We start from the raw sequence: 12,063 nt of genomic DNA on the forward strand, positions 1-12,063 counted from the left end.
CGGCCTGAAACGGAAACCGTCTAACCAATTATGAGATTGACTCAGTAAAAAAGGTTCCGGTCATCAAAATTCGATAATCGGAACCCTTTTTTTACTATTTTCGGCTAGTTATGTCCCAGACTCTTTTGTGTGGAAATGATTTATTTTCGATCTTCATATCTTGCAGAAATCAGTCCTAATGCTGTTCCTAAAAGTGCTCCACCCAACACTTCTAATGGCTGGTGACCCAAGAGTTCTTTCAATTCCTTTTCCCTTTGCACGAATTCCAGGCTCGGAAAGTCTTTTGATATCGTAGCAAAACTGTCTTCTAACTCATTGACCAGTTTAGCAATCTCCCCTGTATGACGGCGGATACCCTGGGCATCGTACATGACGATCACTCCAAAAACGACCGCTAATGCTGTTTCCGTATGGCGAGATCCTCTATTGGCCGCTATGTAGGTAGCGAGCGCTGAAACTCCCGCGGAATGGGAGCTTGGCATACCGCCTGTAGTCGCAACCTGCTTCCAGTCCCATTTTCCTGACAACTTTTTGTGAGTCAAAATCTTCAAACCTTGCGCGAGGCCGATTCCTGTCAGTGCTGTCAAAATGCCCCGATTCATTTTATTATTTTCCACAAGTAAAACCTCCAATCTGCAATCATCTTTCTTCTACTTTTCATTACCCGAAATGGTCAGTTTTATTCAAAAATGCATGTGAAATAAAATAAAGCCTGTCCTTGCGAATTGTACCTTATGTTAAAATAAAAGAATCGTTTCAAGGGATAACCAATGGAATTTAGGAGTGAAAAATACATGGATAAAAAAGATGTTGCCGGTATTCGCAGGCAGTTCAAAGTGGAAAATGACTTATTAAAGATTTCTGACCTTTTTAACGTATATATCATGAAAGAAACGACGGAAGTTTTTCATCATCAGAGCCAGCCGTTCGAAATGCTCGATAGAGATCAGCAGGAGCTGTTCATGAACAATTTCAAGAAAGTACTGACAGGACAGCTGGATGAAAAACTGTTCGAACTGAAATTTAAGCGGGATGATGACAACAATACCCAACTCATTTTACATAGAGGACTGCTAAGCAGCGAACTGGAAGAGTGGAAAGCACAAATGCTGCAGATGACAGAAAAGGTTATTAAGGACAATCCTTACGAAAAAGATGTTGTCATCTCCTTCATCCGCGCTGAATACATGAAACCGATGAAGCGACATAACGAAGAAGCCGACGAAAGTGAACGGGATGCCGTCTATTCTCATCCATTCATTCTTTGCAGTATCAATAAAACCCAGGAACCAAAAAGAGAATGGCAATTCGACTATATTGAAAAGGAATTCAAGTACAACATTGAGGTGGATCCCGTCATTGATCTAAACGCCCCGATGGCAGGATTTCTTTTTCCTTGCTTTACGGACAACTCAGCGGATGTGAACCATATCCTTTATAGTGCAGGCAAAGCAAACGAGCCTGACTACCGATTTATCGAAGAAGTATTGAACGGCGAAGAAATCATGACAGCCAAAGAAGACAAAGCAGTGTTTGAAGAAGTTATCAGAGATGTCGTGGGAGATCAGCTTCCCCCTTCCACCCTGGCTACTGTCTATGGAGAAATTAATAATGTCGTAGAAGAACACGAAGAAGGAGAAACGCCAAAGCTCGATTACAACGACGTCGAACGGGTGCTGACTCGAAGCGGCGCCCAAGTCGAAGCCGAAAAAGTAAAAGATGCTTTTCAAAAAATCACCGATGATGGAGCCTACGAACTAAAAGCAAGCAGTATTGTTCCAAAGTATAAGTCAAAGTCGATTAAAATCAATACGAAGGTAGCTAACATTGCGATCAGTCCCCAGGATTTGCAGTTTGTCAAACAGGTCAATCGTCAGGGGAAACGATATATCATGATCGAAGTAGAAGAAGATGCGGAGATTGAAGGATTCAAAATGCTTCCGGAAGCTTTCGGGGAGTGAATTAGGCAAATCAAATAACAACAAGAATATAGTTACTATAAAAGGGCATTCCTTCTTAATTAAAGAATAGAATGCCCTTTTGTTTAGCTTTTGAGTCTTCACTTTCCTGGAATACAGTTAAACACTTTTATCCGGATATTTCATACTTACTATTTTTGAGCGCCTTCCCTATTTCCTTTTCCTTATTGTCATTCATCCACTTCAACCACTCTAGCAACCTCATTCCTGCAGTTCTTACACTTTCCTTCTAAAAGTATACCAGCTGGATCATCAATAATGACAAATTCCACTATAGTAACTGTATCTAGACAATGGGGACAAAACACATTTTGAATAAGTTTATTTCTTATATCTTTTGGTAAAGCAACCCACTTTTTATTGGCTTTCAATTTTACAACCACCCTTCTGAAAATTAGCATAACAAACCTTCCGGCTATCATACCAATGGCGCGAGAGTTTTCCCCCCAATCTAAATAATGAGAGTTGATATTAGTGGATCATGTACTGAAATTTTCATGAGATACTAGTTGATTGAATCTCCTATTCCATTCTCCTGCTTATGGATTATTTTGTCTAAATTTGATTTCTGAATTTTTTGTGAAATCGCTTTCATTTAAGGTATTTTTTTATTATAATTATAATTTGAGAACGGTTATAATATCTCATCAACATATCCAGGAGGGGGAGTTGTAAATGGACAAGAACGAAATGCATGAAAGTAAAGCCAGTGCTGAGCAGTGTCCTGTAACCGGCCATAAAACCGAGGAGGAAAATGCGGTCACTACCGCCAAGACTGGGACGACCAATAAGGACTGGTGGCCGAACCAGTTGAATTTGCACATGCTTCGCCAGCATGATAACAAATCGAACCCAATGGGAGAAGAATTCAATTATGAAGAAGAATTTCAGAAGCTGGACTATGATGCACTAAAGCAGGACCTACATGCCATGATGACAGACAGCCAGGACTGGTGGCCTGCTGACTATGGTCATTACGGACCGCTCTTTATCCGTATGTCTTGGCATGCTGCCGGAACATATCGTACTGGCGACGGACGCGGCGGCGGTGCAACAGGTAATCAGCGCTTTGCCCCGCTTAACAGCTGGCCGGATAACGTAAACCTTGATAAAGCACGACGCTTGCTATGGCCAATTAAACAAAAGTATGGAAACAAGATCTCCTGGGCCGACTTGCTCGTTTTAACTGGTAACGTTGCGCTGGAAGATATGGGCTTGAAAACTTTCGGATTTGGTGGAGGACGTGAAGACATCTGGCATCCAGAAGAAGACGTCTATTGGGGCACAGAAAAGGAATGGCTGGCTGACAACCGTTATTCAGGCGACCGTGAGCTTGAAAATCCGCTTGCTGCCGTGCAAATGGGTTTGATATATGTAAATCCTGAAGGACCTAACGGTGAACCTGACCCGCTTGCAAGTGCGCGCGACATTCGTGAAACATTTGCTCGTATGGGTATGAATGATGAGGAAACAGTTGCCCTGATTGCCGGAGGTCATACATTTGGTAAAGCACACGGCGCAGGTGATCCGGAAAAGGTTGGCGCTGCACCTGAAGCCGCTGATATTGAAGCACAAGGGTTAGGCTGGGAAAGCACGCACGGAAGCGGGAAAGGCCGGGACACGATTTCCAGTGGCGTAGACGGTGCATGGACGTCCAACCCTACAAAATGGGACAACGGCTATTTCGACCTCCTATTCAACTATGAATGGGAGCTGACGAAGAGCCGGGCCGGTGCGAATCAGTGGGCTCCTGTAAATCCGAAGGAAGATGACCTTGCTCCGGATGCTGAAGACCCGGCTATCAAAGTCCCTACCTTTATGACAACAGCTGATATGGCATTGCGCATGGATCCGGACTATGAAAAGATTTCACGGCATTACTATGAAAACCCTGATGAATTTGCAGACGCTTTCTCCCGCGCATGGTTCAAGCTGCTTCACCGTGACATGGGCCCGAAATCAAGATATCTGGGACCTGAAGTTCCAGAAGAGGATTTGATTTGGCAGGATCCTATCCCTGCTGTTGATTATGTATTGACAGATGAAGAAGTGTCCGAGCTGAAAGGGAAAATTGTTAATACTGGATTAACAATCGGCGAACTGGTTACAACTGCCTGGGCTTCAGCAAGCACATTCCGGGGCTCTGATATGCGTGGCGGCGCGAATGGGGCACGCATCCGTCTTGCTCCTCAGAAAGACTGGGAAGTGAACGAGCCGGAAAAACTGGAGCACGTGCTATCTGTCTATCAAGATCTTCAAAACCAGCTTGATAAAAAAGTCAGTATCGCAGACTTGATTGTCCTGGGTGGCAGCGCAGCAATAGAAAAAGCTGCCAAAGATGCCGGCGTCGATGTAACCGTTCCGTTCGCCCCAGGACGCGGAGATGCTGCTGCAGAGATGACAGATGCGGAAAGCTTTGATGTATTAGAACCAATGGCAGACGCATTCCGTAATTACGAGAAGAAAGCATACACCTTAAGTCCGGAAGAATTACTCGTAGACAAATCCCAGCTGCTCGGCCTCACTCCACCTGAAATGAGCGTGCTAATCGGCGGGATGCGTGTTCTTGGTACAAACCACGGCGGTACAGACCATGGCGTATTCACAGATCGAGTCGGCACACTGACAAACGACTTCTTCGTAAACCTACTGGATATGGGCATTGAATGGAAACCAAAAGATTATAACCTGTACGAAGGACGCGACCGTAAAACCGGTGAAGTCGTACGGACAGCTACACGCGTAGATCTCGTCTTTGGTTCAAATTCAGAACTTCGGGCTCTGGCAGAAGTTTATGCACAAGACGACAACAAAGCAAAATTTGTGCGTGACTTCGTAGCTGCCTGGGTGAAAGTCATGAACGCTGATCGCTTTGATCTTAAAAGAAAACAGGAATCTACCTTGTCTATATAATGCATAATGAAAAGCACCTTACCAGGATACCTGGTAAGGTGCTTTTTTGATTAGGTTCCATATTTATTTCTTTTCTAACCACGAGACGCACTCCACGTGAGATGTCTGGGGGAACATATCGACCGGCTGAACTTCTTTTGTTTCATAGCCGCCATCTTCCAGTATTCTTAAATCACGCGCCAGGGTTGATGGATTACACGATACGTAAACGATACGCTCCGGTTCCATTTCCAGCATGGATTGCAATAATTGATCGTCGCAGCCTTTTCGTGGCGGGTCAACAACAATGACATCTGGATCCAAACCTTGCGACTTCCACCATGGCATCACTTTCTCTGCCTGTCCGACATAGAACTCTGCGTTATCGATATGGTTGAGTTTGGCATTTGCTTTGGCGTCCGCTACGGCTTCCGGCACCACTTCGACTCCATAAACCTTCTTAGCGTTTTGAGCTAAGAAAAGTGATATGGTTCCTATACCGCAATAAGCATCGATGACTTGTTCTTTCCCTGTCAACGCCGCGTACTCTAATGCTTGATCGTAGAGGGTTTTTGTCTGGGTCGGGTTGACCTGATAGAACGATTTAGGCGATATGGCGAATTTGATTTCGCCAATCGTATCGTAGATGTATTCTTCCCCGTAAAGAACCTTTGTATCGTCACCCAATACGACATTCGTCCGTTTTGGGTTTACGTTTTGAACAATGGATTTCACACTTGGATAAGCGTCACGTATTTCATCTATAATCTCATCCTGGTTCTCAAGTTTTTCCGTTCTGGTAACGAGTACAACCATAACATCCTTGGTGTTCTGTCCGGTACGCACCATGATATGGCGCAACGCACCACGGTTGTTTTCTTCATCGTAGGCTCGGATTCCGTATCGCTCGGCGATACGGCGCACCGCTTCAACCATCCGATCATTTGATTCGTCCTGAACGACACATGTATCCATATCAATGATATTGTGGCTCCGTTTTTGATAAAAACCAGCAACCAGTCGGCCGTCACGTTCTCCTACTGGCATCTGCACCTTGTTACGATAGCGCCATGGATCCTTCAACCCTTTTACCGGGTGGACAGGGACATGCTCAAGGTGACCGATTTTCCGCATCGCGTCTTTGACCTGCTTCTGTTTCATTTCGAGTTGCATGTCGTAGCTCATGTGTTGGATCTGGCATCCGCCACATTGGAAAAAGACGTTGCAAGGCGGCTCTACCCGCTCCGGACTTTTTTCATGAAGATCGAGCAACTTTCCAAACCCAAAGTTTTTCTTCACTTTTATCACTTTCACTGTTGCTTTTTCACCAGGCAGTCCATAAGGGACAAACAGCGGGTAGCCGTCGATTTTCCCTACACCGTCTCCTTCATGGGTCAAATCCTCAAAAGTCAGTTCCACCCGTTGATTCTTTTGTACTGGCGGCTTTGGTTTAGCCATTTAACATCGTCCTTTTTCTTAAGTTTTATCTAAATAAATACGCTCGTTCCACTTTAAATTTTGAACGCTTAATTTCATGAGAATAACGCCTAATTAAGCGATAAAAACCCTAAGTTCCTTGCCCAAAGTTTAACACATGCCGATATGGATAGCGAAAAAAGGCTGCAGATAATTATATCTACAACCCTTTTCCAGCAGTTTATTTCATATCAATGTCTTCCAGCTTCTTCTCTTCCGCCTCAAATTTACCCTTCGGGACAAAAAAGTCGATATGTCGATACAAGTTGACAAATTTCCCGGGCAATAATCCGCCAAATTCCCCGTCGATATTCAACTGCATTTTCTCTTCTGTGTGAACTTTGATCAGGCTTGCCTTCGTATAAATGATGTGTGGGTCGTTCAAGTGCTTACCCTGAGTTGCCATAGACGCAATTCTAATAAAATCTGCGATATTCATTTTTTTGATGATTAGTAAGTCGAACAAACCGTCATTCATTTCCGCACCGGGAGCCAGCTTCTCAAAGCCGCCGACTGAATTCGTATTAGAGACGAGGAATAACATGATTTCCCCTTTGAATTCTTTGCCGTCATATTCAATTTCTACGTAAGTTGGTCTCAGGGAAGGGAGCATCTCGATGCCTTTCAAGTAATAGGCAAGCTGACCCAGCATTGTTTTCAGCTTGCTGGGCACCTCATAAGAAAGTTCGGTCAGTTTTCCTCCACCGGCGATATTCATAAAGTATTGATCGTTGACTCTGCCGATATCGAGAGCTTCATAATGATCATCAAGAATGACATCGACTGCTTTATGGATATTATTCCGCGGTACACTTAACGCACGGGCAAAGTCATTCGTTGTGCCAACAGGAATGATACCGAGTTTCGGTCGGTTTTCCTGTTCCGCTATGCCATTGATCACTTCATTGATGGTGCCATCGCCACCTGCCGCTACTACAATGTCAAAACCACGCTGTACCGCTATTGTAGCTGCTTCTGTCGCATCTCCCGCACAGGTCGTAGCGTGCGCCGATGTTTCATACCCCGCCTGCTCGAAGCGTACCAGCACGTCAGGCAATACTTTTTTGAATACTTCCCTTCCGGAGGTCGGATTATAAATGATCCGAGCACGTTTCATAAGGTCTCCCCCTCATCCAGGCTTTCTACCATTATCTATCATAGCTTGTTTACTGTTATTTCGCCATTAATATAGTATATGGAAACTGTTTACAAACATACAAAAGCACGCAGTCCTTTGCGTGCTTTTGCAGGGCCGTGTTTTTTGAAAATATCGTTTACCGTTTTTCCATTTCCGCAAGGATGATCTTGTTGACCATCGGCGGGTTTGCCTGTCCTTTGGTTGCTTTCATTACCTGACCAACAAGGAAGCCAAGTGCACGGTCTTTCCCATTCTTGTAGTCCTCGATGGACTGCTGGTTTTCATCTAAGATCTTCGTGATGATTTCCGTCAGCTGACCCTCGTCAGAAATCTGCACGAGGCCTTTATCTTTAACAATCTTTTCTGGATCGCCGCCTTTTTCCACTAACTCAGCAAAAACTTTCTTGGCGATTTTAGAGGAAATTGTGCCGTCTTCCAGAAGTTTGATCATCTTAGCAAGTGACTCAGGCGTCAAGGCCAGTTCGTCGAATTCTTTCTGCTGCTTATTCAAATAAGCAGATACCTCTCCCATCAGCCAGTTGGATGCCTGTTTAACATCTGCGCCATGGTCAATTGTTTCTTCAAAGAAGTCGGACATCGCTTTGTTATTTGTCAGCACCATTGCATCATATTCCGGAAGTTCAAGTTCTTCAATATAACGCTTCTTACGCGCATCTGGGAGCTCAGGAATTTCTGCACGAACGCGCTCTTTCCAATCTTCATCAATATAGAGTGGCACGAGATCCGGTTCCGGGAAGTAACGGTAGTCATCCGAGCCTTCTTTGACACGCATCAGGAGTGTTTCTTTTGTCTGTTCATCGTAGCGGCGTGTCTCCTGCAAAATTTCTCCGCCAGCCAGCAACACCTGGGCCTGACGCTTTTCTTCAAACTCCAGACCTTTTTGAACGAAGGAGAACGAGTTCAAGTTCTTCAACTCTGTCTTCGTTCCGAACTCTTCCTGGCCAATAGGTCGGAGTGACAGGTTGGCGTCACAACGCAAAGAACCTTCTTCCATTTTACAATCCGATACACCAGTATATTGGATGATATTCTTCAATTTCTCAAGATACGCGTAGGCCTCCTGTGGAGAACGGATATCGGGTTCCGATACGATCTCTACAAGCGGAGTTCCCTGACGGTTATAGTCTACCAGGGAATACCCTTCATCACTGTGCGTCAGTTTACCGGCATCTTCTTCTAAATGAAGACGAGTAATGCCGATACGCTTCTGTACGCCATCTACTTCGATATCGATGTAGCCATTTTCCCCAATTGGCTGATCGAACTGGGAAATTTGATAAGCTTTTGGATTGTCAGGATAGAAATAGTTTTTTCGGTCAAATTTCGTATCTGTAGCGATATCGCAATTTAGTGCCATCGCAGCTTTCATTGCGAAGTTGACCGCTTCCTCGTTCAATACCGGAAGTACTCCCGGATACCCGAGGTCGATTGGGTTGACATTCGTATTCGGCTCATCCCCGAACATATTCGGAGACGGGCTGAATATTTTCGAGTTGGTTTTTAATTCAACGTGTACTTCAAGACCTATGATTGTTTCAAAATTCATGACTGCGCACCTCCAAGGGATGGGCGTTGTTTGTGGAAGTCTGTCGCCTGTTCGAACGCATGTGCGGTGCGGTAGACAGTACTTTCATCAAAGTGTTTGCCGATGATCTGCAGACCGATTGGCAAACCATCAGAAGAGAATCCGCATGGTACCGAGATTCCTGGTACACCTGCCAGGTTGACTGGGATGGTCAGGATATCGTTGGCATACATCGTAAGTGGATCGTCTACGATTTCACCGACTTTGAAAGCAGGTGTCGGCGTTGTTGGTCCGATGATAACATCGTAGTCTTCCAATACTTTTTCAAAATCGTTCTTGATCAATGTCCGCACTTGCTGTGCTTTTTTATAGTAAGCATCATAATAGCCTGAGCTTAACGCAAATGTTCCAAGCATGATACGTCGCTTGACTTCATCACCAAAGCCTTCGGAACGGGAACGCTTGAACATATCGAGCATGGATTCCGCATTTTGTGTACGGACACCATAGCGCACGCCGTCAAAGCGGGCAAGGTTAGCAGACGCTTCCGAGGAAGCGATCAGATAGTAGGTGGCTACCGCATACTTAGAATGTGGCAGGGAAACCTCTTCCCATGTAGCTCCAAGCTCTTCGTACTTTCTTAAAGCACTCATGACTGCTTCTTTTACTTCTTCAGAAACACCTTCACTAAGGTATTCTTTAGGAACTGCAATTCTCAAGCCTTTGACATCGCCAGTCAGGGCTTCTGTGAATTTTGGTACGTCTACATCAGCAGAAGTAGCGTCCATTTTGTCATGCCCGGAAATGGCTTCAAGCAAGTAAGCATTATCTTCTACCGTTCTTGTAACTGGGCCGATCTGGTCAAGAGAAGACGCGAATGCGACCAGTCCGAAACGGGATACGCGGCCGTATGTCGGCTTCAAACCTACCACGCCACAGAAAGCTGCCGGTTGGCGGATGGACCCCCCTGTATCGGAACCAAGGGAGAAAAACACTTCTCCAGCAGCTACTGCTGCTGCAGAGCCACCACTGGAACCACCTGGGACATAGTCGGTGTTCCATGGGTTACGAGTTGCATAATAGCTTGAATTTTCATTAGAAGATCCCATAGCGAATTCATCCATGTTGAGTTTGCCGATCGTCACGGATTTCGCATCCGCTAATTTTTCCACGACTGTTGCGTCATACAAAGGATTTATAAAGTTGTCCAAAAACTGACTGGCACATGTCGTACGCAATCCGTTTGTGACGATATTATCTTTCACACCGATCGGAAGACCGAACAATGCTCCTGTATCATCCGTTCCGCGGGCAGCATCTAATTCTTCCGCCTGTTTCAATGCTTGTTCTTTATTCAATGCCAAAAAAGCTTTTACTTCGCCATCTACCGCTTCAATGCGCTGGTAGGATTCTTCTACAAGCTCCGTGACACTTATTTCTTTATTATGTAGCTTCTCTTGAAGCTCTTTTAATGTATAATCAAACAATGACATTGGTGTACCTCCTTTATTCCAATATAGATGGAACTTTAAATTGTCCATCTTTATGATCTGGAGCGTTGTTCAGAACATCTTCCTTCTCCAGCCACTTTCTAGGTTCGTCCTTACGCATGACGTTTTTCAAATCTAATACATGCGTCGTCGGTTCGACATCAGTAGTATCCAACTCATTCAATTGTTCAGCATACGTAATGATATCGTCCAGCTGTTTGGTAAACATGTCCGCCTCTTTTTCACTAATCGCAAGACGCGCCAGATTGGCTACGTGCTTTACTTCTTCCTTGCTGATTCTAGACATAACTAACCCTCCATCGAGTTTTCGTACTCACATAATATTAGATGATACCAAATGATTGATTCAATAAGCAACGTTCAAGTTTTTTCACCTTTCCTATCTTAACATAAAACAATGGATGACTCATCAGAAACTATTAAATAGGAAGGAAGGCATTACCGGAGGAAATTAGTCTGAAAACATGCTATAATGCCCAAGGTACACCTGTTTTCATAACCAGCACATACAACCGCACCTCTGGTTTACTGCCAATGGTGTATGGGTAATGTTTAATGTGCTGTTACAAAGGAGTTCATCAATGCTAGATTACGTTTTGAAAACAAATGATTCTACATCTGAGTATGTTGTTTTTGTCCACGGAATTGGAGGAAACTCCAGGATATTTTATAAACAGATCAAGGCATTTCGAAAGCAATTCAATGTGCTTTCTATCCACTTGCCTGGTCATGGAAAATCGCCAAGCACGACGTCTTATTCAGAAAAAATGACTTTCCAAACAGTAAACGAAGAGATCATCGCTTTAATGAACCATTTAAAAATTCCTAAAGCACATTTTGTTGGCATTTCATTAGGGTCCATGGTGATTCAAAGTTTAATTTCTCATTTCCCAGAACGTGTCAGATCCACAGTTCTTGGCGGATCGATTGTCAGGTTGAACGCACTATCAAAGGGTCTGCTGGTTTTTGGTGAATCAATTAAGAACTTCATGCCCTACCATACCCTTTATAAATTGTTCGCTCAAATTCTGATGCCAAGATCCAACCACAAATCCGGACGTGAAGCATTCGTCCGTGAAGCGAAAAAAATGAAGCGGAAAGACTTCCTGGCCTGGTATAAGGTAGCCAGGCACCCGAAAAAGACGTTAGAAAAAATCCACCGCGCGGCTAAAGTTCCAAAACTATATATCTCCGGGACACAAGATCACCTTTGCATTAAAGATGTGCGAAAGACGGTGAAGCAACTCGAACATGCAAAGCTAGCTGAGATTCCGGAATGCGGACACGTCTGCAACATTGAACAGGCGGACAAGTTCAATGAATTAGCCATCAGCTTCATCAACCAGTATCGCCAGAAGAAACGCGTTCAAAACTCCGTCGCTTTGTAAAATATTCAATCGAGTAGGAGGAGGTGACTAACCTCCGTCCTCTCACACCACCGTACGTACGGACCCGTATACGGCGGTTTCTTTAAGATTGACGTAAGAAAATATATCTTTGATACAAACTGCGAAGCCCTAA

At 44.4% G+C, this 12,063-nt stretch carries 10 protein-coding genes; 3 read left to right on the plus strand and 7 right to left on the minus strand.

Going from position 1 to position 12,063, the window contains the following annotated elements; genetic code table 11:
- Nucleotides 1–140: 140 nt before the first annotated feature.
- Nucleotides 141–602: a divergent PAP2 family protein gene (locus ACGTNI_RS19335; protein ID WP_394464190.1), complete on the minus strand. Its 462-nt coding sequence runs from the start codon at nucleotides 600–602 to the stop codon at nucleotides 141–143.
- A 192-nt stretch (nucleotides 603–794) separates the two neighbouring features.
- Here ACGTNI_RS19335 and ACGTNI_RS19340 point away from each other — a divergent pair, with 192 nt between their 5' ends.
- Nucleotides 795–1,961 (plus strand): DUF4317 domain-containing protein, encoded by a 1,167-nt coding sequence (locus ACGTNI_RS19340; RefSeq protein ID WP_394464179.1) that lies wholly within the window; start codon nucleotides 795–797, stop codon nucleotides 1,959–1,961.
- Nucleotides 1,962–2,149: 188 nt separating this feature from the next.
- On the opposite strand, the gene ACGTNI_RS19345 is transcribed toward ACGTNI_RS19340, so the two are convergent.
- The gene (locus ACGTNI_RS19345; protein WP_394464180.1) at nucleotides 2,150–2,350 is read right to left on the minus strand and encodes a hypothetical protein; all 201 of its coding nucleotides are present in this window, start codon (nucleotides 2,348–2,350) and stop codon (nucleotides 2,150–2,152) included.
- Nucleotides 2,351–2,654: 304 nt separating this feature from the next.
- Between ACGTNI_RS19345 and katG the strand changes: the two genes are divergently transcribed.
- The gene (gene katG, locus ACGTNI_RS19350; RefSeq protein ID WP_394464182.1) at nucleotides 2,655–4,892 is read left to right on the plus strand and encodes a catalase/peroxidase HPI; all 2,238 of its coding nucleotides are present in this window, start codon (nucleotides 2,655–2,657) and stop codon (nucleotides 4,890–4,892) included.
- Between the two features lie 63 nt (nucleotides 4,893–4,955).
- On the opposite strand, the gene rlmD is transcribed toward katG, so the two are convergent.
- The 5 genes from rlmD to gatC all read right to left on the minus strand — a co-directional run bounded on the left by rlmD (nucleotide 4,956) and on the right by gatC (nucleotide 10,828).
- A complete protein-coding gene (gene rlmD / locus ACGTNI_RS19355) occupies nucleotides 4,956–6,329 on the minus strand; it encodes a 23S rRNA (uracil(1939)-C(5))-methyltransferase RlmD (protein ID WP_394464183.1) in 1,374 nt (457 codons plus the stop codon).
- Between the two features lie 199 nt (nucleotides 6,330–6,528).
- Nucleotides 6,529–7,464, minus strand: coding sequence for a diacylglycerol kinase (locus ACGTNI_RS19360; RefSeq protein WP_394464184.1), 936 nt, complete (start codon nucleotides 7,462–7,464; stop codon nucleotides 6,529–6,531).
- 157 nt (nucleotides 7,465–7,621) lie between these two features.
- Nucleotides 7,622–9,052: an Asp-tRNA(Asn)/Glu-tRNA(Gln) amidotransferase subunit GatB gene (gatB, locus tag ACGTNI_RS19365; RefSeq protein ID WP_394464185.1), complete on the minus strand. Its 1,431-nt coding sequence runs from the start codon at nucleotides 9,050–9,052 to the stop codon at nucleotides 7,622–7,624.
- Complete coding sequence (gene gatA / locus ACGTNI_RS19370) at nucleotides 9,049–10,524, minus strand: Asp-tRNA(Asn)/Glu-tRNA(Gln) amidotransferase subunit GatA (protein WP_394464186.1); 1,476 nt, start codon at nucleotides 10,522–10,524, stop codon at nucleotides 9,049–9,051. Before gatA ends, gatB begins: the two co-directional genes overlap by 4 nt.
- Before the next feature lie 13 nt (nucleotides 10,525–10,537).
- A complete protein-coding gene (gatC, locus tag ACGTNI_RS19375) occupies nucleotides 10,538–10,828 on the minus strand; it encodes an Asp-tRNA(Asn)/Glu-tRNA(Gln) amidotransferase subunit GatC (RefSeq protein ID WP_394464187.1) in 291 nt (96 codons plus the stop codon).
- Nucleotides 10,829–11,123: 295 nt separating this feature from the next.
- Here gatC and ACGTNI_RS19380 point away from each other — a divergent pair, with 295 nt between their 5' ends.
- Complete coding sequence (locus ACGTNI_RS19380; protein WP_394464189.1) at nucleotides 11,124–11,930, plus strand: alpha/beta fold hydrolase; 807 nt, start codon at nucleotides 11,124–11,126, stop codon at nucleotides 11,928–11,930.
- Nucleotides 11,931–12,063: the final 133 nt, after the last annotated feature.

Source organism: Thalassobacillus sp. B23F22_16, assembly GCF_043496955.1.
In the GTDB taxonomy this organism is placed as follows: domain Bacteria; phylum Bacillota; class Bacilli; order Bacillales; family Halobacillaceae; genus Thalassobacillus; species Thalassobacillus devorans_A.

Excerpts from the sequence above, each read along its gene's own strand:
- ACGTNI_RS19335 (WP_394464190.1), bottom strand. The coding sequence starts at position 602 with ATGAATCGGGGCATTTTGACAGCACTGACAGGAATCGGCCTCGCGCAA.
- ACGTNI_RS19340 (WP_394464179.1), top strand. The coding sequence starts at position 795 with ATGGATAAAAAAGATGTTGCCGGTATTCGCAGGCAGTTCAAAGTGGAA.
- katG (WP_394464182.1), top strand. The coding sequence starts at position 2,655 with ATGGACAAGAACGAAATGCATGAAAGTAAAGCCAGTGCTGAGCAGTGT.
- rlmD (WP_394464183.1), bottom strand. The coding sequence starts at position 6,329 with ATGGCTAAACCAAAGCCGCCAGTACAAAAGAATCAACGGGTGGAACTG.
- ACGTNI_RS19360 (WP_394464184.1), bottom strand. The coding sequence starts at position 7,464 with ATGAAACGTGCTCGGATCATTTATAATCCGACCTCCGGAAGGGAAGTA.
- gatB (WP_394464185.1), bottom strand. The coding sequence starts at position 9,052 with ATGAATTTTGAAACAATCATAGGTCTTGAAGTACACGTTGAATTAAAA.
- gatA (WP_394464186.1), bottom strand. The coding sequence starts at position 10,524 with ATGTCATTGTTTGATTATACATTAAAAGAGCTTCAAGAGAAGCTACAT.
- gatC (WP_394464187.1), bottom strand. The coding sequence starts at position 10,828 with ATGTCTAGAATCAGCAAGGAAGAAGTAAAGCACGTAGCCAATCTGGCG.
- ACGTNI_RS19380 (WP_394464189.1), top strand. The coding sequence starts at position 11,124 with ATGCTAGATTACGTTTTGAAAACAAATGATTCTACATCTGAGTATGTT.